General features: G+C 63.6%; 28 protein-coding genes. 9 read left to right on the top strand and 19 right to left on the bottom strand.

Features of this window, described 5'->3' with window-relative positions:
• Positions 1 to 2 precede the first annotated feature (2 nt).
• From MesoLj_RS29960 to MesoLj_RS29940, 5 genes are all read left to right on the top strand, one after another.
• Complete coding sequence (locus MesoLj_RS29960) at positions 3 to 1,013, top strand: 2-hydroxyacid dehydrogenase (protein WP_202323562.1); 1,011 nt, start codon at positions 3 to 5, stop codon at positions 1,011 to 1,013.
• A gap of 255 nt (positions 1,014 to 1,268) precedes the next feature.
• Positions 1,269 to 2,300 (top strand): 2-aminoethylphosphonate ABC transporter substrate-binding protein, encoded by a 1,032-nt coding sequence (locus MesoLj_RS29955; RefSeq protein ID WP_202323561.1) that lies wholly within the window; start codon positions 1,269 to 1,271, stop codon positions 2,298 to 2,300.
• Between the two features lie 65 nt (positions 2,301 to 2,365).
• Positions 2,366 to 3,478 carry an ABC transporter ATP-binding protein gene (locus MesoLj_RS29950; protein WP_244735199.1) on the top strand — a complete coding sequence of 371 codons (1,113 nt, stop codon included), beginning with the start codon at positions 2,366 to 2,368 and terminating at the stop codon, positions 3,476 to 3,478.
• Positions 3,471 to 4,328, top strand: coding sequence for a 2-aminoethylphosphonate ABC transporter permease subunit (locus tag MesoLj_RS29945; RefSeq protein ID WP_202323559.1), 858 nt, complete (start codon positions 3,471 to 3,473; stop codon positions 4,326 to 4,328). Before MesoLj_RS29950 ends, MesoLj_RS29945 begins: the two co-directional genes overlap by 8 nt.
• A 2-nt stretch (positions 4,329 to 4,330) precedes the next feature.
• Positions 4,331 to 5,128 (top strand): ABC transporter permease subunit, encoded by a 798-nt coding sequence (locus MesoLj_RS29940; protein ID WP_202323558.1) that lies wholly within the window; start codon positions 4,331 to 4,333, stop codon positions 5,126 to 5,128.
• 14 nt (positions 5,129 to 5,142) lie between these two features.
• Here MesoLj_RS29940 and MesoLj_RS29935 read toward each other — a convergent pair whose 3' ends face one another.
• The 8 genes from MesoLj_RS29935 to MesoLj_RS29900 form a co-directional block, all read right to left on the bottom strand.
• The gene (locus MesoLj_RS29935) at positions 5,143 to 5,595 is read right to left on the bottom strand and encodes a MaoC/PaaZ C-terminal domain-containing protein (RefSeq protein WP_446720266.1); all 453 of its coding nucleotides are present in this window, start codon (positions 5,593 to 5,595) and stop codon (positions 5,143 to 5,145) included.
• Positions 5,595 to 6,671, bottom strand: a complete 1,077-nt coding sequence (locus tag MesoLj_RS29930; protein ID WP_202323557.1) for a Gfo/Idh/MocA family protein — start codon at positions 6,669 to 6,671, stop codon at positions 5,595 to 5,597. The genes MesoLj_RS29935 and MesoLj_RS29930 overlap by 1 nt, the downstream gene beginning before the upstream one ends.
• Positions 6,664 to 6,993: an L-rhamnose mutarotase gene (locus tag MesoLj_RS29925; protein ID WP_056564736.1), complete on the bottom strand. Its 330-nt coding sequence runs from the start codon at positions 6,991 to 6,993 to the stop codon at positions 6,664 to 6,666. Before MesoLj_RS29925 ends, MesoLj_RS29930 begins: the two co-directional genes overlap by 8 nt.
• Positions 6,994 to 7,002: 9 nt before the next feature.
• A complete protein-coding gene (locus MesoLj_RS29920; protein ID WP_202323556.1) occupies positions 7,003 to 8,115 on the bottom strand; it encodes a mandelate racemase/muconate lactonizing enzyme family protein in 1,113 nt (370 codons plus the stop codon).
• A gap of 3 nt (positions 8,116 to 8,118) precedes the next feature.
• Positions 8,119 to 9,216 (bottom strand): ABC transporter ATP-binding protein, encoded by a 1,098-nt coding sequence (locus tag MesoLj_RS29915; protein WP_202323555.1) that lies wholly within the window; start codon positions 9,214 to 9,216, stop codon positions 8,119 to 8,121.
• A 4-nt stretch (positions 9,217 to 9,220) separates the two neighbouring features.
• Positions 9,221 to 10,087: a carbohydrate ABC transporter permease gene (locus MesoLj_RS29910; RefSeq protein ID WP_140769415.1), complete on the bottom strand. Its 867-nt coding sequence runs from the start codon at positions 10,085 to 10,087 to the stop codon at positions 9,221 to 9,223.
• On the bottom strand, positions 10,087 to 10,983 hold the full coding sequence (locus MesoLj_RS29905) for a carbohydrate ABC transporter permease (RefSeq protein WP_202323554.1): 897 nt from the start codon (positions 10,981 to 10,983) through the stop codon (positions 10,087 to 10,089). The genes MesoLj_RS29910 and MesoLj_RS29905 overlap by 1 nt, the downstream gene beginning before the upstream one ends.
• Positions 10,984 to 11,107: 124 nt before the next feature.
• Complete coding sequence (locus MesoLj_RS29900; RefSeq protein WP_140769411.1) at positions 11,108 to 12,427, bottom strand: ABC transporter substrate-binding protein; 1,320 nt, start codon at positions 12,425 to 12,427, stop codon at positions 11,108 to 11,110.
• A gap of 167 nt (positions 12,428 to 12,594) precedes the next feature.
• Between MesoLj_RS29900 and MesoLj_RS29895 the strand changes: the two genes are divergently transcribed.
• Complete coding sequence (locus MesoLj_RS29895; RefSeq protein WP_202323553.1) at positions 12,595 to 13,380, top strand: IclR family transcriptional regulator; 786 nt, start codon at positions 12,595 to 12,597, stop codon at positions 13,378 to 13,380.
• Positions 13,381 to 13,445: 65 nt separating this feature from the next.
• Positions 13,446 to 14,285 (top strand): amidohydrolase family protein, encoded by an 840-nt coding sequence (locus tag MesoLj_RS29890; RefSeq protein ID WP_202323552.1) that lies wholly within the window; start codon positions 13,446 to 13,448, stop codon positions 14,283 to 14,285.
• Between the two features lie 64 nt (positions 14,286 to 14,349).
• Here MesoLj_RS29890 and MesoLj_RS29885 read toward each other — a convergent pair whose 3' ends face one another.
• The 8 genes from MesoLj_RS29885 to MesoLj_RS29850 all read right to left on the bottom strand — a co-directional run bounded on the left by MesoLj_RS29885 (position 14,350) and on the right by MesoLj_RS29850 (position 21,908).
• Positions 14,350 to 15,318 carry an ABC transporter permease gene (locus MesoLj_RS29885; RefSeq protein WP_202323551.1) on the bottom strand — a complete coding sequence of 323 codons (969 nt, stop codon included), beginning with the start codon at positions 15,316 to 15,318 and terminating at the stop codon, positions 14,350 to 14,352.
• Position 15,319: 1 nt separating this feature from the next.
• A complete protein-coding gene (locus tag MesoLj_RS29880; RefSeq protein ID WP_202323550.1) occupies positions 15,320 to 16,270 on the bottom strand; it encodes an ABC transporter permease in 951 nt (316 codons plus the stop codon).
• The gene (locus MesoLj_RS29875) at positions 16,267 to 17,025 is read right to left on the bottom strand and encodes an ATP-binding cassette domain-containing protein (protein WP_202323549.1); all 759 of its coding nucleotides are present in this window, start codon (positions 17,023 to 17,025) and stop codon (positions 16,267 to 16,269) included. Before MesoLj_RS29875 ends, MesoLj_RS29880 begins: the two co-directional genes overlap by 4 nt.
• Entirely contained in the window at positions 17,018 to 17,755 is a 738-nt protein-coding gene (locus MesoLj_RS29870) for an ATP-binding cassette domain-containing protein (RefSeq protein WP_140769399.1), read from the bottom strand. The genes MesoLj_RS29875 and MesoLj_RS29870 overlap by 8 nt, the downstream gene beginning before the upstream one ends.
• A 66-nt stretch (positions 17,756 to 17,821) precedes the next feature.
• Positions 17,822 to 19,009, bottom strand: coding sequence for an ABC transporter substrate-binding protein (locus tag MesoLj_RS29865; protein WP_202323548.1), 1,188 nt, complete (start codon positions 19,007 to 19,009; stop codon positions 17,822 to 17,824).
• A gap of 24 nt (positions 19,010 to 19,033) precedes the next feature.
• Positions 19,034 to 20,179, bottom strand: coding sequence for an extracellular solute-binding protein (locus MesoLj_RS29860; protein WP_202327521.1), 1,146 nt, complete (start codon positions 20,177 to 20,179; stop codon positions 19,034 to 19,036).
• A gap of 14 nt (positions 20,180 to 20,193) precedes the next feature.
• Entirely contained in the window at positions 20,194 to 21,354 is a 1,161-nt protein-coding gene (locus MesoLj_RS29855; protein WP_202323547.1) for a CaiB/BaiF CoA transferase family protein, read from the bottom strand.
• A 2-nt stretch (positions 21,355 to 21,356) separates the two neighbouring features.
• A complete protein-coding gene (locus MesoLj_RS29850) occupies positions 21,357 to 21,908 on the bottom strand; it encodes a MaoC family dehydratase (RefSeq protein WP_172351616.1) in 552 nt (183 codons plus the stop codon).
• Between the two features lie 198 nt (positions 21,909 to 22,106).
• Here MesoLj_RS29850 and MesoLj_RS29845 point away from each other — a divergent pair, with 198 nt between their 5' ends.
• Complete coding sequence (locus tag MesoLj_RS29845) at positions 22,107 to 23,204, top strand: lactonase family protein (protein WP_202323546.1); 1,098 nt, start codon at positions 22,107 to 22,109, stop codon at positions 23,202 to 23,204.
• A gap of 35 nt (positions 23,205 to 23,239) precedes the next feature.
• Here MesoLj_RS29845 and MesoLj_RS29840 read toward each other — a convergent pair whose 3' ends face one another.
• The 3 genes from MesoLj_RS29840 to MesoLj_RS29830 form a co-directional block, all read right to left on the bottom strand.
• Positions 23,240 to 24,223, bottom strand: a complete 984-nt coding sequence (locus tag MesoLj_RS29840) for a Tim44 domain-containing protein (protein WP_202323545.1) — start codon at positions 24,221 to 24,223, stop codon at positions 23,240 to 23,242.
• Positions 24,224 to 24,298: 75 nt separating this feature from the next.
• The gene (locus MesoLj_RS29835) at positions 24,299 to 24,598 is read right to left on the bottom strand and encodes a TFIIB-type zinc ribbon-containing protein (protein ID WP_140769388.1); all 300 of its coding nucleotides are present in this window, start codon (positions 24,596 to 24,598) and stop codon (positions 24,299 to 24,301) included.
• 229 nt (positions 24,599 to 24,827) lie between these two features.
• On the bottom strand, positions 24,828 to 25,817 hold the full coding sequence (locus tag MesoLj_RS29830; RefSeq protein ID WP_202323544.1) for a zinc-dependent alcohol dehydrogenase family protein: 990 nt from the start codon (positions 25,815 to 25,817) through the stop codon (positions 24,828 to 24,830).
• Between the two features lie 102 nt (positions 25,818 to 25,919).
• Between MesoLj_RS29830 and MesoLj_RS29825 the strand changes: the two genes are divergently transcribed.
• On the top strand, positions 25,920 to 26,822 hold the full coding sequence (locus tag MesoLj_RS29825; protein WP_202323543.1) for a LysR family transcriptional regulator: 903 nt from the start codon (positions 25,920 to 25,922) through the stop codon (positions 26,820 to 26,822).
• Positions 26,823 to 26,842: the final 20 nt, after the last annotated feature.

Genomic DNA, 26,842 nt, shown 5'->3' with positions numbered 1-26,842 from the left:
CCATGAAGGCCGTTCGCACCGACCGGGAACTCGAATGCCCAGGCATCGATGCCGGCTTGCGGGCAAGCGGCGTCGAACTGGTGACGCTGCCGGACGGCATTGCCGAGGCGGACTTGATCCACGCCGTTACCGACGCCGATCTCCTTCTCATGTGCTACACGCCCGTCACCGCGCCGGTGATCGACGCGGCACCGAAATTGAAGGGCATCGTCAAATACGGCGTCGGCATCGATGCGATCGACATCCCTGCCGCGATGCGGCGTGGCATTCCCGTCGTCAATGTGCCCGAATATGCCGAGGAAACCGTGGCCGAGGGCGCTTTCGCCCTGATGATCGCGCTTGCCAAGCGCTTGCCGGCGATCACTGCGGCGGTATCGCGTGACGGCTGGGTCTGGCCCGAGCAGCGCTGGCTCGGCCGAGACGTGTCCGGCGCCACGCTGGGGCTCGTCGGCTGCGGCAAGATCGGCCGCAGCATGGCGCGCATGGCGGGTCAAGGGTTTCATGCCCGGGTTCTCGGCTTCGATCCCGGTGTCGATGCCACGACGATGCACGCTGCCGGCATCGAGAAGGTCGACGACCTCCAGGCCATGCTGCGCGCCTGCGACTTCGTTTCCCTTCATTGCGTGCTCAACGACAAGACGCGCGGCCTGATCGGCAAGGCCGAACTCGCTTTCCTGAAGGCCTCCGCAATCATCATCAACGTCTCGCGCGGCGCACTGATCGACGAGGCGGCGATTGTCGAGGCGATCGTTGCCGGCAGCATCGGCGGCGCCGCGCTCGACGTCTATTCGGTCGAGCCATTGGCCAGGTCAGGCCATCCGATGAGCGCCCTGTTCGATCGCGACAATGTGATCCTGTTTCCGCATCTTACCTTCTTCACGCATGAGGCGATGCGGCGGCTCGAAGACGACACGCTCGCGCGCTGCTTCGAGATCCTCGAAGGTCGGCCGGTGACCATCCGCTCGCATGATCCGCGTTTGCGGGCGCAGACATCGGGCGTTTCGTTCACCTGATAGGCCTTGTTTTTCAAATGGATAGATGTCTCCCGCGCAACCGCGATCGCGCCCAAGACAGGGATGCGACAGTTCCATGACAAATATCAGTAGAAGCTTGTCTGTCATAAAATAAATAGATTTTACTTATCGATCCCCAATCCTCAGAGTTGTCACAACGACGACATCCAGTCGGCTCAACGTCCGCCAGAGATCCGAAGCCGATTGGTCCTAGTGCATCGAAGAATGTGCCAACAATCACAGGGGAACTGATCCATGAAATCGCGCAATGCAACCATCGCCATGGCTTTCGCCGCGTCGCTCCTGACGTCGTCGGCTCTCGTCGGACCGGCATTCGCCGACGGCGTCGTCACCATCTATTCCGCCGACGGCCTGCATGACGGTAATGGCAGCTGGTACGAGACCGAATTCGCCGCCTTCACCAAGGCGACCGGCATCACCGTGCAGTATATCGAGGCCGGCTCCGGCGGTGTCGTCGAGCGTGTCGCCAAGGAAAAATCGAACCCGCAGGCCGACGTACTGGTGACCTTGCCGCCCTTCGTCCAGCGCGCCGCCGCCGACGGCCTGCTGCAGGACTACAAGCCGGCAGGCGCCGACCAGATCGACGGCGGCGCCGACAAGTACCGGCCGCTGGTCAACAACTACATGAACTTCATCTACAACAGCGCCGTGCTGTCGGAAGCGCCCAAGAGCTACAACGATCTGCTCGACCCGAAGTTCAAAGGCAAGATCCAGTATTCGACCCCCGGCCAGGCCGGCGACGGCACCGCCGTCATGCTGCAGATCATCCATGCTTTCGGCGGCGAGGATGCCGGCTTCGAGTTCATGAAGAAGCTGCAGGACAACAATGTCGGTCCGTCCGCGTCGACCGGCAAGCTGACCGCGCTGGTCAACAAGGGCGAACTGCATGTCGCCAATGGCGATCTGCAGATGAACATGTCGCAGATGGCCGACAATCCCAACATCAAGGTGTTCTGGCCCGCCGGCCCGGATGGCACCCGCTCCACCTTTGCGCTGCCTTATGAAATTGGTCTGGTCACCGGCGCACCCAATGCCGACAACGGCAAGAAGCTGATCGACTTCCTGCTCTCCAAGGAAGCCCAGTCGACAGTGAGCTCGGTTGCGCTCGGCCTACCGGCCCGCAAGGACGTGAAGCCGGATGACGCCAATTTCGCAAAGGCGCAGGAGGCGATGAAGGGCGTCACCATCTGGTCGCCGAATTGGGACGAGGCGCTGAGCAAGCTTCCCGACTACGTCAAGAAATGGAACGAGGCGACCGGAAGCTGATACCCGAGGGCAGAGATCCGGAGGACCAAGCCATGTCGGCCGCCGCCTTTACTGGGACCAGTGTCATGGACATCGACGCCGCGAAAATTCGCGGCGCCGGCTCCAATGTCCACTTCGACAAGGTCAGCGTCGCCTATGGAGCGCATGTCGTCCTGCATCCGCTGACCCTGGATATCGCGCCCGGTGAAATCCTGGCGATGATCGGCCCGTCCGGTTCCGGCAAGACCACCGCCTTGCGGGCCGTCGCAGGTTTCGTGCGGCCGGCAAGTGGCCGCATCCGCATCGGCGCGACAGACGTGACCGATCTGCCGCCTTACGAGCGAGGGCTCGGCATGGTGGTGCAGAACTATGCGCTGTTTCCGCATATGCGGGTGGAAGACAACGTTGCCTTTGGCCTGCGGGCTCAAGGCTCTGACAAGGCGCTGATCGCGGAGCGGGTCAGGGATGCGCTCGGCACCGTCGGCATGGCGACTTTTGCCCGGCGTTATCCGCGCGAGCTTTCGGGCGGCCAGCAGCAGCGCGTCGCGATTGCCCGCGCCTTGGCTGTGCGCCCGCGTGTGCTGCTGCTCGACGAGCCTCTGTCGGCGCTCGACGCACAGATCCGCCGCTACATGGTCGAGGAGATCGCTCGCCTGCACCGCAGCCTGCCGGGCCTGACCATCCTCTACGTCACTCACGACCAGACCGAGGCGCTGACGCTCGCCGACAAGATCGCCATCATGCGTGACGGCAGGGTCTGTTCGCACGGACCGACGACGGAACTCTACCGCCGCCCGCCGAACCGGTTCACCGCCGAGTTCCTCGGCCGCGCCAATCTCCTGCCGGTGACGGTCGCCGAGGGCGTTGGGTCGAAGGGCTTTGCCACGGCAAGGCATGGCGATGCGGTACTCACAGGCGCCGGTCGCGACGAGAAGGCCGGCGACAAGAGCTTGCTCTGCATCAGGCCGCAGCATCTCAGCCTGACGGCCGACGCAGAGCACACCAACCGCATCGTCGGCACGTTGAGGGAAGTGCACTGGCAGGGCGAACTCACTCATCTTGTACTCGATGTCGAGGGCACGCCGGTTCGCGTCTCGGCGACGAAGCTGCCGATCGCCTTGCCCAAACCCGGCGCCCAGGTGCCGCTGTTCTTCTCCCCTGCCGACACTTCGCTCCTGCCGGAAGACGCCGGTGTCTGAGGCGATCGCCCTTGACGCGCCGGCGATCAGGCGGGAACCCGGCAAATTCTGGATCGTGCCACCGGCGGCTCTGCTGGCGCTGCTGTTCTTCTATCCACTGGCGCTCATTGCCCGGCAGGCCTTCCTTGACGACAGTGGTGTTGCCAATGCCGCCGAGATTTTTCGCGTACTGCATTCGCGCTTCTTCCTCAACGCGCTGATCAACACAGTGACGATCTCGGTAGCGGCGACGGCCGGATGCTTGATCGTCGGCCTCGTGCTGGCGCTGATCCTGGCCTTTGTGCCGTTCCCCGGCAGCGGTTTCATCGCCCGGCTGATCGACACCTTCATCGCGCTGCCGACCTTCCTTGTGACGCTCGCCTTCACCTTCCTCTACGGCTCCGCCGGCATGCTCAACACCGGGCTGATGGAGGCCTTCTCGCTGCCGCTGCCCCCCGTCGATTTCCTCTATTCGACATGGGGCGTGGTGCTGGCCGAAGTCACGGTCTACACGCCCTTCATCCTGCGGCCGCTGCTCGCTGCCTTTTCGCTCGTCGACCGGGGCCAGATCGAAGCGGCAAGCGTGCTCGGCGCCAGGCCGTTCCGCATCGTGCGCCAGGTAATCCTTCCGGCGGCGGTGCCCGCGCTCATAGCCGGCGGGAGTCTCTGCCTGCTGTTGACCGTCAACGAGTTCGGCATCGTGCTGTTCATCGGCGCCAAGGGCGTCATCACGCTGCCGCTGCTGATTTATGGCAAGGCGATCCAGGAATCGGCCTATCAGGTGGCCTGCATCATCGCAGTGGTCAACATCGCGCTGTCCCTCGGCCTGTTCGGTCTCTACCGTTTCGCCGCCGGCCGGTTGGGGATCTAGCCATGCTGGTCTGGTCTCGCCCTGGTCGCATCGTGTTGTGGTTGCTTTTTGCGTTGATCTTCGGCGTGCTGTTCCTGGCGCCGCTGGCTGTCATCCTTCTGTCCAGCCTTGCCGACCAGTGGAACGGCGTGCTGCCCAATGGCCTGACGACGGAGCATTACACCGATGTGGTCAAAGGGTCGGCCTGGAACTCGGTCAAGGCCAGTCTGATCACCGGCTTCCTGGCCAGTGCGCTGGCATTGGTCAGCGGTACCTGGGCTGCCCTTTCGCTTCGCCTTCAGGGGCACGCCTTGAAGCGCCTGCTCGGCCTGCTGTTCTTCATTCCCAGTGCGGTGCCTTCTGTGTCGGTCGGCCTTGGCCTGCTGGTTGCGTTCAGCCATCCGCCCCTGCTGCTCAACGGCACGGTGGCGATCGTCATGATCGCGCATTTCGTCCTGATCTCGGCCTTCACCTTCGGCAATGTCTCGGCCGGGCTGGCACGGCTTTCGCCCGACTTCGAGCAAGTGGCATCAAGCCTCGGCGCGCGGCCGGCCTACCGGCTCTGGCACGTCACGCTGCCACTGCTCGCACCCTATCTGGTCGCTGCCTTCGGCTTGAGCTTCGCGCTGTCGATGGGCGAACTCGGCGCCACCGTCATGGTCTATCCCCCGGGCTGGGTGACGCTGCCGGTGTCGATCTTCAGCCTCACTGATCGCGGCGATATTTTTGCCGGAGCAGCGCTCACCATGATCCTGGTGGCGGCGACGCTGGTTCTGCTGCTTGGTCTCGAGCGCATCACTGCACGCGCCACCGGTTCTTGAGGATTGCCTGAGCTTCAGCTCTGCGCCGGCTTGCGTTCGACGATGTAGATGTGGTCGGCCGCCAGCACCACTTCGCCGCGCTGGTTGATCACCTCGCAGCGCTCGATCACCCGTCCCGAACCCGGCCGCTTGGGATCGTCTTCCCGGGCTGTGATCGTCGTGCGGGTTTTGATCGTGTCGCCGATGAACACCGGCTTGATGAAGCGCAGCCGGTCATAGCCATAGGAGAAGGCGACCGGGTTGACGATGGCTGCCGTCAAGCCGATGCCGACCGAGAACACCAGCGTGCCATGCGCGATGCGCTGGCCGAATGGCGTCGTCTTCATGTATTCGGCGTCCATGTGATGGGGGAAGAAGTCGCCCGTGTGCCCGGCATGGACGATGAAATCCGTCTCGGTGATGGTTCGGCCGCTGGTCAGGCGCGACGAGCCGATCTCGTAATCCTCGAAATATTGAATCCGTTCCATCAGGGTCTTTCCGCGATCGGCGTCGCCGGCGCCGCGCTCGATTTATAGGCGGCTTCCACCAGCGCCATGGTGTTCCAGGCGTCCTCGACCGAGCTTACCAGTTCGTCGTCTTCTCCGGCCGCAAAGCGCTGCACATTGGCCATGCGCCCGACGAAGGCGTCGGGGAACCATTCACCGGCAAGCGGCACGGTAACCCAGTCCGTTCCGCCCTTCGGATGGATTTCCAGGATATCCGGCTCGCCAGTGGGATAATCGAGATTGAGGCCGAGCTTGAGGTAGGCCGCACCTTCGGTACCGCAGATGCGGAATTCGCAGGCCTGGTGCCGGCGGCCGAATTTATGGTCGTGATTGATCGACAGGGCGCAACGCACCGTCTCGCCATAGTCGAGAATGGCGCTGGTGCGCGTCTGCGCCACCTTGTGGTTGGGATGGCCGAGCGTCTTGGCGTGGACGCCACTCGGATCGCCCAGCAACTGCCGGATCAGGTCGAGATAGTGAATCGAGTGCATGGCGATCTCGACGCGCGGTGCCTTGAGCAGGAACTCCCACAATTGCCACGGCGTCGCCAGCGCCAGCCAGGCGTCGAAATCGACGACCTCGCCGAGCCAGCCCTTGGCGATGGCATCCTTGAGCGCCAGCATCATCGGCGCGAAACGCAGCTGAAAGTTCACGGCCGCTTTGAGATCCTTGGCGCGGCAGATTTCGAGGATTTCGGTTGCCTCGCCGAGATAGTTGCCCATCGGCTTCTGGATCAATGCGACCGCGCCGTCCGGGAGAGCCTTCAGGATCTCGGCGTGCCGTCCCGGCGGCGTAGCCAGATCGAAGATCGCATCCTCGACGGTGGCCGCTTCTTCCACCGAGCGGAATGCGGTGACGCCCCATTTCTCGGCCAGGGTCTGCGCCTTTGTCTGGTCCGGATCATAAAGTCCGGCGACCGGAAAGCCTGCCTTTCTGTAGGCCGGGAAATGCGCATCTCCGACGATCGAACCTGCACCGAAAGTGACGATCGGCCGGGGCTTCGAGGGTTTGGGCCAGGACTGGATGAGCGAGGCAGGGTCGAAACCGACCTCAGTCATGATGGAAGACCTCGTCCATCGAAGCCCACCATTCGCCCTCCTTGCGGGTCGCCAGCGGCTCCTGGCACGGCATGCAGACCGCCCACCATTCCTGCGTCTTCGGGTCGGCTGCCATCTTGGCCATGTCGGCCGCGTAGTCGGTGCCGTGATACTCGAAATAGGAAAACAAGAGATTCTCCGGCCGCTTCAGGTAAATCGAATAATTCTTGATGTTGCAGGCCGAGATCATCGTCAGCACGTCGGGCCAGACGGCGGCGTGGAGGCGGACATACTCCTCGACCTTTTCCGGTTTCAACCCCAGCACCATCCCCATCCGCTGCATATCCGTCTCCTATTTGGTGATCGCCGTGGTGAACTCGGCGATGCTCATGGCCTTGACCGCGTCCCAGTCCCAATCGACGCCGATGCCGGGCTCGTCGGGCGCCAGTGCATGCCCATCCTCGATGCGCATATGCTTGCCGGTCAACTGGTCGAGCTGCGGAATGTACTCGACATAGCGGCCGTTCTGAACAGCGCAGGTCAGGCTGACATGCAGTTCCATGAGGAAATGTGGGCAGACCGGAATGTCGAAGGCTTCCGCCGCGTGGGCGATCTTGAGCCAGGGCGTGATGCCGCCGATGCGGCCGACATCGACCTGGACGATCGAGCAGGCGCCTTTCTGCATGTATTCGCGGAAATGGCGCATGGAGTAGAGCGACTCGCCAATGGCGATCGGCGTCGGCGTCGAATTCGACAACCGCACGTGCCCGTCAATGTCGTCGGCCGGCAGCGGCTCCTCGATCCAGGCAAGGTCGAGTTCGCGCAGCCTCGCCGCACGCCGGATCGCCTCGTCGACGGAAAAACCCTGGTTGGCATCGGTCATGATCTCGTAGCCGTCGCCGACCGCCTTGCGCACCGCAGACAGGCGCGCCAGATCCTCCGAACCGTGCGGCTTGCCGATCTTCACTTTCGACCCGCGAAAGCCCTTGGCCTTGGCGGCCAGCGCATCGTCGACAAGTGCGGCCGTCTCGATGTGCAGCCAGCCGCCCTCGGTGGTGTAGAGCGGGCAGCGGTCCTTGGCGCCGCCGGCCAGCTTCCACAGCGGCAGGTTCTGTTTCTTCGCCCTGAGATCCCAAAGCGCCGTATCGATCGCCGCGACGGCGATCGCCGTGATCGCGCCGATCGTGGTGGCGTGCGTGGCGAATTCGAGATCGTGCCAGATAGCCTCGATCATGTCGGGGTCACGGCCGATCAGGCGCGGCGCCAGATGATCGGACAAGAGCCGCATCACCGATGAACCGCCGGTGCCGATCGTGTAGCTGTAGCCGGTGCCGACCGCGCCGTCGGAATCGGTGATGGTGACGATCGGCGTTTCCTGGCTGACGAAGCTCTGGATCGCGTCGGTGCGCTTGACCTTGGGCACAAGGTCTACCATCCGCAGTTCGATTTTCTCGATTCTAGCCATCGGTCAGCTCCGCAATGTCTTTCCGGTCTCAGTGGCAAACAGATGTGCCTGCGACAGGTCAAGGCTCATGGCGACCCGCTCGCCCGACTTGAGCGGCCTCGGGTTCAGCATGCGCGACACCCAGTCTTCGCGGTTGAATTCGACGAACACCAGCGTCTCGTTGCCGAGCGGTTCGGTGACTGTGATCGGCAATTCGATCTGGTGGACATCTGCCGCACCGCCGGAGCTGATGCCGTGGCCGGTCGGATAGATGTCGTCCGGCCGCAGCCCGAACACCACTTTGTCGCCGGTCGCGACATTGGCCTTGAACTGGCCGGGCAAAGGCAGTTTCTCGCCACTGGCGAACACCATCTGGCCGTCATCGATCGTCGCCTCGTGCAGGTTCATCGGCGGCGAGCCGATGAAGCCGGCGACGAAGCGTGTCGCCGGTCGCCGGAAAACCTCGTCCGGCGTGCCGACTTGTTCGATGTATCCGTCGCGCATGATGACGATGCGGTCGGCCAGCGTCATCGCCTCGACCTGGTCGTGGGTGACGTAGATCACCGTCGACTGTACCTTGGCATGCAGCTTCTTGATCTCGGTGCGCATCTGCGTTCTGAGCTTGGCGTCGAGATTGGAAAGCGGCTCGTCGAACAGGAAGACGTCGGGGTCGCGCACGATGGCGCGGCCCATGGCGACCCGCTGTCGCTGCCCGCCGGACAGTTGCGACGGTCGGCGGTCAAGCAGCGTGTCGAGGCCGAGGATGGCCGAGGCCTCGGCAACGCGGCGGTCCATCTCTTCCTTGGCGGCACCGGCGATCTTCAGGGAGAAGCCGAGATTCTCGCGCACCGTCATGTGCGGATAGAGCGCGTAGGACTGGAACACCATCGAGATGTTGCGCGAGCGCGGCGGCAGATCGTTGACGACGCGCCCACCGATCTCGATCGAGCCGGCGCTGATCTCTTCGAGCCCGGCGATCATGCGCAAGGTCGTCGACTTGCCGCAGCCGGAGGGACCGACCAACGCGATGAATTCGCGGTCGGTGATATCGAGATCGATACCATGCACGATCCCGACATTGCCGTAGCGCTTGGTCAGCTTTTTGAGGGAAACCGTTGCCATGGGATCAGCCTTTCACCGCGCCGGAGGTCAGGCCGCCGACAAGGTGTTTCTGGACGATGTAGGTGAGGGTGAGCGCCGGGATGATCATCACCACGGCGAGCGCGCACATGCCGCGCCAGTCGATGGTGAATTCGGCCGTATAGTCGAGCAGGCCGACCGGCAGCGTCTTGGCACTGACCGAACGGGTCAGCTGCGAGGCCAAGGCAAACTCGTTCCAGCAGGTCAGGAAGGCAAAGATGGCGGCCGACGCGATGCCCGGCCCCGCGAGAGGGAACTCGACCTGCCAGAACGCCTGCCAGCGCGTGCAGCCGTCGATCTGGGCCGCCTCCGCGAGGTCTTTCGGCACCTGGCGGAAGAAGCCGTCGATCAGCCAGATGGTGAACGGCACGTTGAGCGCGACATAGGCAAGGATCAGCCCGAAATGCGTGTCGATGATGCCGAGCCGCACATAGAGAAAGAACAGCGGCAGCGACAGCGCGATGCCGGGCACCGTGCGCGTCAGCATCAGGCCGAGGAAGACGCTGGACTTTCCGCGAAAACGATAGCGCGCGAAGGCATAGCCGCCGGCCATGCCGATGGCGACCGCGATGACAGTCGAAGTCACTGAGATGATCAGCGAGTTGCGGAAATATTCGATGACCGGGATGCCGCCCTTGCCGATGCCTGAGAACATCGCGACATAGGCGTCGAATGAGACTTCCTGCGGGATCCACACAGGCGGCTTGGCCATGATCTCGACGGTCGGCCGCAGCGACGAGATGACGATCCACAGTCCGGGCAGGCAGATGGTCAACATCGCCAGGAACAGGCCGATGCGGTAGACGACACCCAGCAGCCGGCGCTTCAGGCGGGCGGAAGAATTCTCGTCCATTACCACTCCGCACCGATCTGCGTGCGCGCCGCGGCGAGCTTGTTGAAGAAGTAGACGGTGAAGGCGATCGACAGCAGGATCGAGAAATAGGCCATGGCATTGGCCATGCCCATGCGCCCGTCGCTGTAGGCGGTGCGCGCCACCAGGGTCCAGAGCAGTTCAGTGCGGCCGGCCGGGCCGCCGTCGGTCATGATCTTGACGATGTCATAGGCGCGCGCCACGTCGAGCGAGCGGATGGTCATGGCGATGTAGGCGAAGGGCATGACGAACGGCCACGTCACATAACGGAATGTCTGCCATGGCGTGCAGCCGTCGACGCGCGCCGCCTCGATCGGCTCCTTGGGCATGGCGAGCAGGCCGGCGAGGATCAGGATGGCGAAGATCGCGGTCGACGACCAGATCTCGGCGATCGAGATGGCGATGAAGGCGAGATGGCCTTCGATCAGCCACGGTATGGCATCCTGCGTGATGCCGAGCGACTGCAGGGCGTTGTTCACCAGGCCGATATTGTCGTTGAACATGAACTTGAACTGGAAGCCGACGAGGATCGGCGAGAACATCATCGGAAACATCATCAGCGTGCGCAGGATGCGCTGGCCTCGCGTCGCCTTCTCGACCAGCATGGCGAGGCCGAGGCCCAGCAGCATTTCGAGATTGAGCGCGATGGTCAGCAGCAGCACCGTGCGCCCGAATGCCCACCAGAAATCGGTGTTGGCCAGGATCGAGAGATAGTTCCGGAAGCCGACGAAAACGAAGAATGTCTCGGGCTTGGTCAGGCGGAAGGGCGTGAAGCTGGAATAGAGCGACAAGAGCAGCGGCACGACAACGACCGCCGCCAGCACGATGAAGGCCGGAAGCAGCAGCAGGAACGGCGCCGATGGCTTGAAGTCCTTCATCAGAGTCCTTTGGGTTTGTATCCCCGTTCGTCGAGCCCTAGCTGGGATAAGGTTAGGGGCCGCACCGGCAAGACGCGATCGCCTCCCCCATTCCTGATGGGGGAGGCAGCCTTGGGAGCTTTTGCTAGAGCTTGCCGGCGTCCTGCAGGATCTGCGTCGCCTTGGCGGCCGCTTCGTCCAGTGCCTGCTTGGAGGTCTTGTCGCCAAGGATCGCCGCCTGCAGTTCGGGATAGACGGCATTCGAGATCTCGATCCATTCAGGTGTCTGCGGCACGGCGAAGGCGTGCTTGGCTTCTTCCTGGAAGGCTGAGAGAACCTCCTTCTTGTAAGGGTCGTTTTCGGCCTGCTTCAGGTCCCAGTCCCAGACCGCCGTGCGGGTCGGCAGCGGGCCCGCGGCGGCTTCCAGCTTCTGGCTGTCCTCATTGGTCAGCCACCAGACCAGCGAAGCCGCGGCTTCCTTGTTCGGGCAGTTTTCCGTGACGGAGAAACCGTGGAAACCCGACCAGCCTGTGCGCTTGCCGGAAGACCCCTTCGGCGCGACCTTCACGCCGACATTGCCGGCGACCTTCGACGATTTCGGGTCGTTGAAGAATCCGGCCCAGCCCGGCCAGTCGAGGTTGATCGCCACCGTGCCCGAGGCAAAGCCCTGGCCGAGATCGTCCCAGAGGTAATTGGTGGTGCCGGCCGGCACGGCCTTGGCCTTGTAGAGGTTGACGAACCAGTCGAGAGCCCGGATGCCGGCCTCGGAATTGAAGACAGGCTTTCCGTCCTTGTCGAGATATTCGCCGCCCTCGGCGACCACCATCTCGTAGAAACGGCCGTTGATGGCTTCTTCCTTGCCGGCGAACTGCGTGCCGTAGAAATTGGGCGGGTTGGCGAAGAACTCGGCCTGGTCGGTGACTTCCTTCCATGTGTCCGGCGGCACCAGGTCATAGCCGTATTTGGCCTTGAACTTGGCCTTGTTGTCGGCGTTCTCGTAGAGGCTCTTCTGGTAATAGAGGGCAGAGACGTCGAACTGGGCGCGCGGCAGCATTTCCAGCTTGCCGTCGATGGTCGCGGCCTTGATCGTTGACGGCACAAAGGCGTCGATCTCCGCCTTGGGCAGCAATTTGCTGAGGTCGGTGTAGAGGCCCGTATACTGCGGCGCGAAGGACGAATGGTTCCAGCCGACGCACCAGTTAGTGCTGCCCGAGGCGATGTCGGACTTGAGCTCCTTGTCGATGTCGAAGCCGTTCTTCTTGGTCAGGATGTTGACCTTGGCGCCGGTCGCCTTCTCCCATTCGGGAATGCGCTCATAGAGCTTTTCATATTGCTGGCCGCCGATCAGCTTCACGTCGACGGTCACGCCTTCGAACTTGCCGGGCAGGTCGCCGGCAAGGGCCGTGCCTGCACCAAATGCAAGCACCAATGCGCCGGCGGAGACGCCGGAAAGCAGTCTGTTCATTGGTTTCCTCCCTGGGTGCGCCTTGGCGCGACCGCAACTTGTCCGCGTGACAAGAAGTGCTACATTCATATACAAACAAAACATTCATACATACGTCAAGGCGAAATTTGTTTCCGCCGGCCACGTTCCTGCGTATATGAAGGACAGAATTCACTGGAGAAATGCCCATGGATGACAGCGAAGACGAGCGCTATCGCGCGCCGGCGCTCGACAAGGGGCTCGACATCCTGGAGCTGTTGGCCGGCGTCGATGGCGGCCTGACGCAGGCGGAAATCGCCAAGAAACTCGACCGCAGTCCCAACGAATTCTACCGCATGCTGGACCGGCTGGTCCGGCGCGGCTACGTCACAAGGCTGGACGGCGACCGCTACTCGCTGACGCTCAAACTGTTCGGCCTTGCGCAATTGCATGCCCCGGTGCGGCGACTGGTTTCCTACGCCACGCCACTGATGCGCGAACTGGCCGAGACGTCGCAACAGGCCAACCAACTCGTTGTTTTTGATCGTGGTTCCGCCGTCGTGATCGCCCAGCAAGAGGCGCCGAATTACTGGGGCATCTCGATCCGGGTCGGCTCGCACATCAGCCTGTTCGATACCGGTTCGGGCCATGTGCTGCTCGCCTTCCGCTCGCAGGAAGAGCGGCAGATGATGATCTCCGAGCACGTCCGCAGCACCGACAAGACGGCGCAATCGGCCGAGTTCTTCACTCGTCTCGACCAGATCCGCGACCGTGGCTACGAGATGATGGCCTCGATGCAGACCGCCGGCGTCTTCAACCTTTCGGCACCGGTGCGCAGTTCCGACGGCAAGGCGATCGCCGCCCTGTCGATCCCCTACATCACCGTCGTCAACACGCCTTCCGCGCCGGACATTACCCGGACCATCGAACTCCTGCTGGCGACATGCGAGAAGCTGTCGCATCTGGCAGGTTCGACTGTCGGCTCATCGGCATGAATTCTTATTTGAATGAAGAATTCCTCCGTGAGATGATTTGAAAGCGCTGGGGGAGGAGCCTCGCCATGATCATCGACACCCATCTGCATCTCATCGATCGCTCGGCCTTGCGCTATCCCTGGCTTGCCGGCGTGCCGGCGCTCAACCGCGATTTCTCCTATGAGGAATACGCTGCCGAGGCGCAACGTGTCGGCGTCCAGCGCGTGCTGCACATGGAGGTCGATGTCGATCCGGCCGACATCGAGGCAGAGACCGCCCGCGTCCAGGGCCTGTCGCGGCAGGCGGGCAGCATGCTGGCGGGAGTGATCGCATCGTGTCGGCCGGAAGAGGCTGACTTTGCCGCCTATCTCGAACGCCAGCGGGCAAATCCCTTCGTCAAGGGCTTCCGCCGCGTGCTCCACGTTGTGCCCGATGACCTGTCGGAAGGCGATCTGTTCCGTGAAAACATCAAGCGGCTTGGCGGCACCGGCCTGACCTTCGATCTCGTCGTGCTGCCGCACCAGATTCCCAAGGCGGTCGCGCTGGCCGACCTGGCGCCCGATGTCCAGTTCGTTCTCGACCATTGCGGTGTCCCCGACATCAAGGGCAATGGCGAGCACCCATGGCGCGAGCACATGAGCGAGATCGCGCGGCGCCCGAACGTCATGGCCAAGATATCCGGCGTCGTCGCCTATGCCGATCCTGGCAACTGGACGGTCGAGACGCTGCGGCCCTATGTCGAACACACCATCGCTGCGTTCGGCTGGGACCGTGTCGTCTGGGGCAGCGACTGGCCGGTCTGCACGCTTGGCGGCGGGCTCTCGACCTGGGTTGCCGCTACCCATGCGCTGCTTTCCGGCTGCAGCGTCGCGGAGCGCGACAGATTGTTGTCGGGCAATGCCGGCAAGCTCTGGCGGTTGAAGTAGAGCAATTCCAGGAAAAGTGCGGAGCGGTTTTCCGTCCGGAATTGCGTCAAACAAACAATCGCCTTCAGATCGTCGTCGAGACGTGCCGCTCGCGGCCATAGAGCGAGACCAGCAGCACGATGATGAGCCCCAGTGCGGCCTGCACCGCCGAGGGTTGGAAGCCGAGGCCGATCAGCAGCGTGTTGATCTCGGTCAGCACCAGCACGCCGGCGATGGTGCCGAGATAGCTGCCGCGGCCGCCGACAAGTGCGGCGCCGCCAACGACCACGGCCGCGATGGTCTGGAACAGATAGGGTTGGCCGACATCGCCATAGGCCGAGCCGGTGAAGCCGAGCAACAGCACGCCCGCGACGGCCGCGACGAAGGCACTCGCCGCGTAGGTGATCATCCACATGCGAACCGGATCGATCAACGCCAACGGTGCCGCGCCCGGATTGCTGCCCAGCGCATAGAGCCGGCGCCCGTAGGGCGTCCGCTCCAGCACCAACACGACGAGTGCCGCCACCACGATTAGGCTTGGCACCAGCCACGGCACCGGCAGCGGCCCGGCCGATCCGCCGATCGACACGAAGCTGGAAACCGCTTGCGGTGCCGAGCCTGACGGGAAACCGGCTGTCCACAACAACACCAGCCCCTGCACCACCATGCCGACGCCGAGCGTGACGATGAGCGGCTGGATGTCGAGGCTGCGCGCGATCAGGCCGTTCAGGCCGCCGATCAGAATCGCCAGTACACCGACGAGGCTGCAGACCAGGGCAAAATTCCAGCCATCGCCGTAGAGTTGCGCGGCCACGACATTGGCGAAGCCGATGACGAAGGGGATGGACAGGTCGATGCCGCCCATGATGACGACCAGCGTCTGTCCGATCGAGGCGACCGCGAGCAGCGAAGCGAGCACCAGCATGGCGCGCACCGCGAAAGGCGAGGAGTAGCCGGGAATGAGGACTGCACCGGCGAGGTGCAGGAGCGCCGCGACGCAGAAGGCGCCGACGACGCGGGCATTGGTGGTCGCGAACAGGTTTCGCCCGGTCATGTCAGCGTCCCCTCGTGGCAAGGCGTTCTTGCAGCGCCGTCAGCATCACGGCCAGAACCAGTATTGCGCCATAGGCGATCTGCAGCACGAAGGTGGAGACGTTGAACGTCGTCAGCACGCTTTGCAGCAGGAAGATGTCTATGGCGCCGATCGCGGCACCGGCGACGCCGCCACGGCCGCCGGCCAGGCTGACGCCGCCAAGTGCTACGGCGGCGATGGCGATCAGCGTGTAGGTCGGCCCGACATTGGGATCGGCCGAACCGATCAGCGCCGTCAGCATGAGCCCGGCACAGCCGCCGAGAATGCCGGTCATGACATAGGCGATGAAGCGCACGCGCGTGACATCGACCCCGGCGGTGTAGGCGGCGCGATCGTCGCTGCCGACCGCCATCAGCTGGTCGTAGTAGGGCGTGCGCCGTACCAGCCACCAGGCGAGGAACATCAACAGCAGCGGCAGCAGCGACCAAGGACCCGCCAACGCCTTGAGCCAGGCGGGCGCCGGGCCGATCGGCGCCGGCAGGATGGTCAGCGTCACACCGGTTAGGATCAGATAGGTGCCGAGCGTGGCGACGATCGGCTGGATGCGCACGACCGTCGCCAGGAAACCGTTCGCCGCGCCGACCAGCGCGCCGATGAGCAGGGCCCCCGGGACAAGCAGCAGCGGCGAGGAGATGCCGGCCTTGAGAAACAACAGCTGGATCACGACGGCATTGACGAACCCCATCAAGGGTCCGACCGAGATGTCGATGCCGCCACGCCCGGCGAGGATCACCGGCGTTGAGGCAATCGCTGCGCCGATCAGCGGCGCGGCCAGTCCGATGAGCGCGCCCCAGGACCCCGGCTGGAATCGTGCCGGGCTGAGGATGAGATTGACCGCAAGCAGGATGGCCAGCAGCACGACGGCGAAGCCGAGGCTTCGCCCAAGCGACAGAATGCGCGCGAGAGGGCTCATGCCGCGCGTCCGAACATGGCGGAGATCACGCTGCCGGTGGTCATCGCTTCACCGGTGATTTCGGCCGCGACCTCGTTTTCCCTGAACACCAGCACGCGATGGCACAGGAGAAGGATCTCCTCGATCTCGCTGGACAGGATGACCAGCCCCATGCCGTCGGCCGCCAGGCCGCGAAAGACGTCGTAGAGCACATGCCGCGTCGCCACGTCGACGCCGCGCGTCGGATCGTTGAGCAGCAGGATGGCCGGTTCCAGCGCCAGCGCCCGTGCCAGCAGCACCTTCTGCTGATTGCCGCCAGACAGCGTGGTGATCGGCGCATCGGGACGGGGCGCTGCGATCGACAGTTTTTCGCGGTAGATGTCGTAGCGCACCTTGCGCGCCGCCGGGCTGATCAGGCCAAGGCGCGTATCACGCGACAGGGTCGAAACGGCGAAATTATCGAGCACCGATTGCGTGGGAAAGATGCCGTTCGCGCGCCGGTCGCGTGGCAGGTAGGCGATGCCGCTGGCGACCGCCTTGCGGAACCCGGTGATCTCTCGGCGGCCATTCGGCAAGGCAAGTTCAATCGCGCCGCCCAGTGAAGGCGTCAGGCCGGCAAGCATCTTGAGGAACAGTTCCTGGCCATGGCCGTCGAGGCCGGCAAGACCGACGATCTCGCCGGGAGCGATGGTTTGCGTTATCGCGCTGGCGCCCGGCGCGATAACGAGGCCGCGAATGGCGAGGCCGCGAAAGTCGGGAGCCGTTAGATCAGCCATGTGCCAGCTCCGCTGCCGTGCGTGGCGCCATCGCCTTGAGCAGTTCCGCCGGCGTCGAGGTGCCGCGCTCCTCGGTCCGCACCACGCCGCCGCCGCGCAGGATCGAGATGCGATCTGAGAGCGACATCACCTCATCCATGCGATGGGTGATGAACAGAATAAGGCAGCCTTCGCCGGCAAGGGTGCGCATCAGTGAAAAGACGGATTCGCGGTCGGCGAAGTCGAGCGCCGCGGTCACCTCGTCGAGGATAAGGATTTTCGGGTTGCGCACGATCGCGCGGGCGAGAACGACCAATTGCTGCGCGGCCAACGGCAACAGGCCGGCTGGTGTATCGAGGGGGACCTTGGTGACGGCGAAGCGCTTCAATGCGGCGGCTGCCCGGTCGCGACGCTCGTTGCGCGGCACGGCACGCCGGATCAGCCCGTCGAGGCCGAGCAGGATGTTGTCGGTCACGCTGCGGTCCGGTGCGATCAGCACCTCCTGGAACACCGTGGCAAAACCTTGCGCCTGGAAGGCCGAAGGCCTGGCGCCGGAAAATGGCTTGCCTTGCAGCAGGATCGCGCCGCTGTCCGGCTGGACGATGCCGGACAGCAGTTTGACCATCGTGCTCTTGCCCGAACCGTTCTCGCCCAGGATGGTGTGGATGGTGCCCGGCCGGAACGCGATCGAGGCGTCCGCGAGCGCGACCGTCTCGCCATAGCGTTTGGATATGGTTCTGATTTCAAGCATGCCGTGTTTCGAAGCTGGCAAGCCGGCTCCCCGAAAGGAGCCGGCTTTCTGGGTCTGTCCTAGCCGTCACTTGGCGCAGGCGTCGGGTACCTTTGAATAATCCCAGCCCTTGGTCGGCGCCGGGTTGGAGAAATAGGCATCGAGCCATTCCTCCGGCATCGGATCCTTGGGCGGGATCGGGAAGATCGAGACGGCATCCGTCGTCATGCAGTCCTTGTACCATTGGCCGAGATCGGCGCTGTGCACCGGCGGGATCGGGATCAGCAGTGTGTTGAGCTTCGGCTTCTGGCCGTCGAGCATGCGCTCACCGACACGGAACAGCGTCTCGGCGGTCCAGTGCGGCAGCACGGCATGGCCTTCGAAGCGGTACTTGTCGGGATTGGCTTTCCAATAGCCCAGCGCGTCACCGGTGATTGAACCGGTGATCAGCGGCGCCGGTCGTCCTGCCTCGGCGAAGGCCTCTGCGACGACGCGGCTCTCGCTGCCGGTCGTCCACACCGCATCGATCGGTGCAGGATTGGTGGCGATCGCCTGAAGAACCACCGTCTTGGTGACGTTAGCCGTCCAGTTGCCGTTGACGTTGCGCGAAATCTTCAGCTTCGGATTTTCTGCCAGCGCCTTGTCCGCGCCCTGGCGTTCCTGCACCACGATCGGATGCCCGGCAATGCCTTCGACGAGCAGGATGCTGGCACCGTCCGGCTGAGCCTTGCCGATCGCCGTCATCATGTCATAGCCCCAGCGTGCATAGTTGGAATCGACGTTGATCGCATTCGGGCTGGTTACCGAACCGGCGGCGGTGATGAACGGAATACCGGCCTTGGCGGCGGCATCGATGGCGTCATCGAGTGCGGTAGCCGAGCCCGGGATCGAGGTGATGATCGAGCATTTCTTGTCGATGAAGGCACGGATCTGGTTGATCTGCTGGCTGGCATCGTTGTTGGAATCAGACACTTCGAAGCTCGATACCGTGCCATCGGCGATCAGCCCGTCGACGAGACGCTTCAGCTCCTTGGTCACCGTCACACGCCACGGATTGCCCTGGTAGGATTCCGAATGGCACCATTTCCACGGCTTCGGCGGCGGGGTGAAATTGTCCCAGGCCGAAGGCATCACCTTCTGCGGCGCGCCGTCATACTGTGCCTTGAGTTCGGTCGGCAGGCCGCCGATGACGCCTTGCACATCCTGGGCATGGGCAACGCTTGTTATGGATACAAAGGCGGTTGCGGCCATCAGGCCGCGCATCATGTTTTTCATTGTGTCTCCTCCGTTCGGTTTCGTTCAGGCTCCTCCACCGGCAACGCCGGACACCTGTGCGGGGGAACTCTCCCTGAACAGGCGATTGAGATCGGCAACGACCTGGGCGGCTTGGTGCCCGGAAGTCATGCCGGAAAGGATGCGGTCGGACGCTGCCTGCTGGAACGCCATGTAGCCGTCATGGCGCGGCCGCACCCATGCGCCCTCGAGCGTCGCGCGTGTATCGCGATAGAAATTGCCGGTCGCGGCGTTGACGGCCTGGTCTTCCCAGCCAGCGGCATGGCCCGGCTGTCCGCCGGCGGCGGCATACGGGCCGCGCTGGACATCGCCGCTGGCGACCCAGTAGGCGAAATCGATCGCGGCTTCTTTTGCCTGGGAAAAGGCCGACACCGCTATGCCGGTGCCACCAAGCGCCGAGCCGATTGGGCCGTTGGAGCCGACGGCCGGGATGTCGGTGAAGGCCAGCCGGTGCGCGCGAAACCCTGATATCGCATAGGAGACATAGCCATAGATCAGCGGCGCGCAGACGATTTTGGAATTGGCCTCCGCCATACGTTCGGAAACCGCGATCGGGTCCATTTCGAGACAGGCCGGCTCGACCAGCGCGGCGATCTCGCGCATCGCTTCGAAAACCTGGGCGCCGGTCTCGATATCGATGAGATCACCGGAAGGATCGGTGGCGCAAGCGTGTCCGAGATTGCCGACCAGCGTGTAGAAAACCATCAGCACATGCGGCGCCCGCAACGGCAAAAGCACGCGGCCGTGCCGGGCGAGATCGAGTACCTCGCTCCAGCGAGCCGGCGGCGCATCGAGCGCATCCGGCCGCCAGGCCTGGACCTGGCTGGCGGCATCGATCGGGAAGGCCCATTGCCGCCCTTGCCAGCTATAGCTCGGATAGGATTGGCCGACGCTGCCCGAAGCGAGCGCGGTGCGCTCCGCTTCGCGGCCGGCAACATCCAGCGACGCCAGGCAGCTTTCCGCCGTGATCTGGCCGACATGTGGATGGTCGATAACGATCAGGTCGTAGGCGCGGGCCAGTTCCTCGACCGGGAAGGATTCGAAATCCTGCAGCGAGCGCTTGTCCCATTCGATGGCGACGCCGGTTTTCTGCCGCCAGAGAGATGAGCAGGCAACCATCGGATCATAGCCGCGCGGATGGCTCCAGGTCATGCCCTTGAGCGTGGTCACAGGCCGAACTCCGCGCGGATCGCCGCGCTGTGTTCGCCGATGCGCGGAGCGGCGCGATCGACCTTGGCCCTGATGCCGTCGACCCTGAGCGGCGAACTGGTGGTGAGGATCGAGACATCGTCCTCGCGCGTCACCGTCTGCAGCATGTCGAGCGACTGAAATCCCTCGCTTGCCAGCATCTCCGGCCAGGTCAGCACCTTGGCGCACCAGATGTCGGCTGGTTCGAGAATGGCCAGCCATTCGTCGATGGTCTTGGTGGCGATCCGTTGCGCGATGATCGCTTTGATATCGTCGCGCGCGGTGAACCACGAGGCCGGTTTGTCGCGATAGGGCGCCAGCTCATTGAGCGATAGCAGATCCGCGAGTTTCGGGATCGGCGTCATGGCGATGGCGAGGTAGCCGTCCTTGGCCGGGTAGACGCCGTAAGGCGCAGAGAGATAGGCATGTGCGCTGCGAAAGCTCGAGCGTCGCGGCAAGCGGCGGCCGTCATTGAGATGCGTCGTCAGCACCTCGAACTGGAAGTCGACCAGCGCCTCGAGCAGGCTGGTTTCGATATGGCTGCCCTGGCCGGTGATGCCGCGCCGCACCAAGGCCGCCAGAATGCCCTGAGCGCAGGCAGCACCCGCCAGCATGTCGCCGATCGCGAGCCCGAACGGCACCGGTCCCTGGTCCTCGTCGCCATTCAGCCACATCACGCCGGAGCGTGACTGCGCCAGCAGATCCTGGCCGGGCCGCTTTACCCATGGACCCTCTTCGCCATAGCCGCTGATCGAGGCATAGACGAGCCTTGGATTGATCTTGCGGACCGCCTCATAGTCGAAGCCGAGCCGCTCGATGACGCCTGGCCGGAAATTCTGGATCAGCACATCGGCCTTGCCCAGGAGCCCGCGCAACGTCTTGAGATCGGCTTCGTTCTTGAGGTCGATGGCGAGACTTTCCTTGGCCCGGTTGATGGCGTGGAAGATGGTGGAATCGCCGCCGATCTCGGTGTCGCTGAGATAGAGCCGGCGCGACAGGTCGCCGCCGTCCGGACGCTCGATCTTGATGACGCGGGCGCCGAGGTCGAGCAGCCGGAGCGAGCAATAGGGCCCGGACAGGAACTGGCTCATGTCGACGACGACGAGACCGGCAAGCGGCAATTCGGCTGCTGCCGGCATCCTCATTTCTCCGTCTTGCCGACGAAATCGGCGGGGTTGCGGTACTTCACCGTCTGCAGATGCTCGCAATACAGAACGAGTTCGCCTTCGCCCTTGAACACCTCATAGCTGGCGCGGATCAGCCCCATCTCCTTGTAGCGGGGCTTCTTGTCGAGGTTCGAGCGGATCGAATAGATCGTGTCGCCAATGAAGACAGGCTTTATGAAGCGGAGCTTGTCATAGCCGTAGGAAAAGGCGTTGACGCAGTTGGTGGCGACCAGCCCGAGGCCCGCCGAAAAGACGAAAGCGCCGGCGATCAGCCGCTTGCCGAAAATGCCTTCGCTCTCGGCAAACATCTGATCTTGCACGTAGGGGTGGATGTCGAGCACAAGCGTGTTGAACAGATGGCTGTCGCCCTCGGCCATCGTGCGCCGCAAGGAACGGATTTTCTGCCCGACCGGCCAGTCTTCGTAGAACCAGTTCTCGGCATTCCACACCGGCAAGGCTGCGTGCTCCTCGGGCATGTTCTTCGGGTGCGTCGAGGCGACCCCGACGGTGGGGGCGAAGTCGGTCATGTGTGGCTCCGGCGGTCTCGCAAGAGGCTCCGGGCAACCGCTTGACTACCGCTGAAAGCGCGTGGTTGCACGACGTCTCCTCCCGTCAATCTTCTTTTGTAAATAGTATTTTCACATATGGGGTTGCGTTGCAAGCGAGGACAGGCGAAATTTTGCCCGGCCCCGCACGCCCAGGCGCAGGCGGGCAGGGAGGAAATCATGAGCAAGGATTGTCTGGTCTTCGTCGGCAGCCTGAACCGCGAGGCGCCCTATTTTCAGGGCGCGCGCGGCGTTGGGCTCGGCGTCTACAGCTTCGACGAAGCAACGCTGGAAATACGAAAACTGGCGGAGACCAACGACGTCGACAATCCGACCTTCTTGTCGGTGACGCCGGATGGTTCGCGCATCTACGCCAATTCGGAAGTATTCGCCTGGCGCGAGGGGACGGTTTCCGCCTACCGCTTCGACCGTGGTTCGAACACGCTCACCTATCTGAACAAGCAGCCATCGCTGGGCAGCATCACCGCTCACAACACCATCACCCGCGATGGGACCAAACTGCTGGTCGCCAATTATAGCATGGGGGAGGGCGGTCCGGATCGTGCGGTGGCGGTCTACGGCTTTGAGAAGGACGGCGCGTTGACGCCGCCGCTGGCCAGTGTCTCGCACAGGGGCAGTGGTCCGAATGCGGCGCGGCAGGAACGCTCGCACGCCCACAGCGTCACCGAAACCATTGCCGGCGGAACGGCCATCGTCGCCGATCTCGGCATCGACCAACTGGTATCCTACCGGATCGGGCAGGATGGAAAGCTGACGAAGCTCACCGAGTCCGCCCTGACGCCGGGCGCGGGGCCTCGCCATCTCGCACTGCATCCGAACGGACGCTTCGTCTTCGTCATGAATGAGCTGGATTCGACCGTCGTGTCGATGGCGCTGGACGAGGCATCAGGCAAGCTCTCCATCATCGATGCCAAACCGGCGGTCCCGGCCGAGGCGCGCGACAGCAATCACTGCGCCGATATCCAGATCTCGCCGGATGGCCGTTTTGTCTACGGCTCCAACCGTGGTCACGACAGCGTCGTCATCATGGCTGTCGACCAGCAGACCGGCGTGCTGAGCCTCGTCGGCTATGCCCCTTGCGGGGGTGCCACGCCACGCAACCTGGCGCTGACGCCCTCCGGCAGCCATCTGTTCTCCGCCAACCAGAATGCCGACCGCATCTCGATCTTCGCGCGTGACGCGGCGAGCGGCATGCTGACCGACACCGGACGCGCCATAGAGATCGGCACGCCGATGTGCGTCAGGATCGTGCGCTGAACGTCCGCAACGACCTTCGGATGAGCTGGCCGGGCTCAGGCCTGCTGTATGGCCGAGAGCTTCCAGCTTGAGCCATTCTGACGCGTGAATGTCCACAGCTCGGTCGTCTCGGTCGGATGGCCCTCGTCACCCTCGACGACCTTGCCGCTGGCCCGTTCGCGCATCACGTCGCGAGACTCGTAGCGCAGCGCGGCCGTGGCGTAGTCGCGGTCATCCTCGCGCCAGCTTTCGGCGATGTCGGCCTGCAGCAAGGTGATGTCGGACACCTCGTTCCTGAGACCTTTCTGGGCGTTGTCGGCCAGTTCTTCCGAGAGATAGGATACCATCTCAGGTGTCGTCGCCCGGCGCAGGGCGGCATGGTCTTCGCGCCCGAATGCTTCCTGGACGTCGGTCAGCAACTGCTGGAACGCATCAAGGTCGCTCTGAGCCAGTGTGATCTCCTCGGAGACAGCAGCGGCCGGAGAGCCTCCGCCCGAACCGCCACCAAAACCGGGGATTGAGAACGAGCCCGCCGTCTGCTGTCCCGTTGCGCGGTTCTCAAATCGCGACGCCTGGGCGCCGGCACCAGCGAGCGCCGGCGCCGGGCCGCGCGCGGATTGTGAGCGGAAGAAGCGGATGGCCAGCATGATCGCGCCACCGATGAGCAGGGCCTGAAGCAGGAAGCCGAACATGCCGGCCAGACCGCCGAAGCCTTGGCCCAAGAGCAGCCCGATCAGCCCACCGATCAGCAGTCCGCGCATCATCGTTCCGCCGAAGCCGCTCATGAAGCCCGGCCTCTGCGGGCCGGCCTGCGGCTGCCGGGCGGCAGAATTCACACCGGTGTTGGGCGTCATCGAACGCTCGACCGGAGCGGTCGGCGCCGGTGCGGTCCTGGTCGGCGGCGCCGACTGGAACGTGCGCGTGCCGCGACTGCCGAAACTGCCGCCGCGCCGCGCCTCCGCATGATCGATCGCGACCATGGAGAATGCGAGGAACAGTCCGGCAAACAGGGTTGCAAATCGGCTGGTGCGAGACATCATCGGAAATGAACCTTTATCGATGTGGTTTTAGAAATTTTCAGCAAGCGTCGGCCCGGGCACCGGAGCGACATCCGGTCAATCGAACAATTCTTCGAAGAATGATTTCTTCCGCTTGGGATAACGGTGACCCTGCGAACGCGAATAATCATCATCGCGGCCATGGCCTTGCTGCGGCTGCGAGAAGGCTGCCGGCTGTGGCTGCGGCGCGGGCGACGCCTCCCTGCCGGAACGCTCGATGATCTTGTCGAGTTCGCCTCGATCAAGCCAGACGCCGCGGCACTGCGGACAGTAGTCGATTTCGATACCCTGGCGTTCGCTCATTGTGAGCGCGACGCGGCAGGAGGGGCAAACCAGACCAAGGAGGGAAGATGTCATACGGGGCTCCAAACCGAAAGGATTGAGCCCGCTTGACCTAAAAGGATGGAAACGGGCCCATTAAAGCGGTCCGACATCACGGTCACCATTGGCGACAGTCAGAGGGGCCCGGCCCGCACCAGACAGTTAGGAATGCGGAGCCGCGCCTTCAAGAGCGATAGTGCCGGCACGGCTGATTTGTTTGCCGTTGCTCAGACCGTCACCACGATCTCAGATCGTCACTACGATCTCAGATCGTCACTACGATCTTGCCGAACTGGTTGTTCGATTCGAGATAGCGATGCGCTTCGACGATCTGGTCGAAGGCAAAGGTCCTATCGATGATCGGCCTCAGCGTAGCTGTCTCCAGGCCTTCGAGGATGAACGCCTTTGCTGCCTCCAATTTCGTCGGGTCGCCGGTGAGCTCGTGGACGAGGTAGCCACGCAGCGTCAGCGTCTTGCCCAGCACCGCAGCCAGGGGAAATGGCGTCGGCTCGCTGCTGAGGCCGCCATATTCGATCAGAATGCCTCCCTTTGACATCGCTGCCGTCAGCGGCCCGAAGATCGGGCCGCCGATTGCATCCAGCACGACCCGAACGCCTTTCGCTCCCGCGATCGTGTTCAGCCGTGCGGTGAGATCCTCTTCGGCCAGGATCACGACTTCAGCCGCTCCGGTGTCGAGCAAGGCCTGTTTCTTCGTCGATGTCCGCGTCACCGCGATCGCCGTTGCGCCAACCTTGTTGGCGATCTGGATGGCTGCAAGCCCGACGCTGCTCGACGCCGCGGTGATGACGACGGTATCCCCACTGCCAAGTTTGGCAATGTCGATCAGCGCGCCATAGGCGGTGAGATATTGCATCCAGACCGCCGCCGCCCCTTTCCAGTCAAGCGACGGTGGGTGCTTGACGAGCTGCGCGGCGGGATAGGTGACCAATTCGCCATAAGCCGGCCAGCGCACCATCGACTGTGGAGGGATGGCGCTGACAGCGTCGCCCGGGACGAAATCCTTCACGCCTTCGCCCACTGTTTCGACAACCCCCGCCGCTTCAAGGCCAAGCCCGGAGGGCAGGGCAGCGGTCTCGACATAGGTGCCGGCGCGCAGCAGCGCCTCGGCGCGATTGATCCCGAGTGCCTTGACGCGGATTTGAACCTCGCCAGGGCCCGGTGACGGGGGGGCGATATCCTCGATGCGCAGGACTTCGGGACCGCCATGCTGGTGGAAGCGGACGATACGTGCCATTCGGGTTACTCCAAATTATCTGAACCGAATGAGCTATGCGGATAAAGGTTTCATGGATAAATGGGCGTAGGGATAAAGCAGTAGAAACCGAAGGTTTCGAATATGGATCGGCTTGAGAGCATGGCCGTCTTCGTCAAGGCGGCCGACCTTGGCTCGTTCGCGGCTGCCGCGGTCGCGCTCGACCTGTCCGGACCTATGGTGGGCAAGCATGTCCGCTTTCTCGAAGAACGGCTGGGTGTGCGCCTCATCAACCGCACCACGCGCCGTCAGAGCCTGACGGATTTCGGCCGCGCCTATTATGAACGCTGCCGGGTCGTATTGGCCGAGGCGGAAGCCGCCGATGCGCTGGCTGCCGACCAACTCTCCGAACCGCGCGGAAAACTGCGCGTCACCATGCCGGCGCATTTCGGTCGCCACTGCGTCACCCCCGTGCTGCTGCAACTGGCACGGCAATATCCGATGCTGGAACTCGACCTGTCGCTCAGCGACCGCTTCGCCGATCTTGCCGAGGACGGCTACGATTTCGCCATCCGGACCGGCGATCTGGACGACAAGGCCGGCGTCATCGCGCGCCGCGTCGCGCGCCAGGGCATGATCGTTTGCGCGGCGCCCTCCTATCTGCAACGCCATGGCGAACCGCGGCGGGTCGAGGACCTCGCCGATCATCATGCAATCGTCTATCGCCGGCTTGGCCAGGTCGTTCAGCCCTGGCTGTTTGCGCGTGAAGGGCAGACAGCGCGGGAGATCGTGCCCAGCGGCCGGCTGCGGCTCGACGATCTCGATGCCATCGCCGATGCTGCTGTCGAAGGCATGGGGCTGGCGTGGCTGCCCTGGTGGCTGGTTCGCGAGCGCATTCGGGCCGGTGCGCTCGTGGCGCTGTTGCCAGATCAGCCGCGCTATCCCTACGACTGCCACGCCCTTTGGCTGCGGACGCCGCATCTGCCGCTCAAGGTGCGGCTCGCCGTCGATGCGCTGGCGGCCGCCTTGCCGAAATTGATGACGTGATCGCGAGCCGCGCCGGGCCC

Source organism: Mesorhizobium sp. 113-3-9 (assembly GCF_016756515.1).
Classification (GTDB): Bacteria; Pseudomonadota; Alphaproteobacteria; order Rhizobiales; family Rhizobiaceae; genus Mesorhizobium.
Note: the sequence above shows the minus strand (reverse complement) of the source record. Positions and strands in the feature narration are given on the sequence as shown.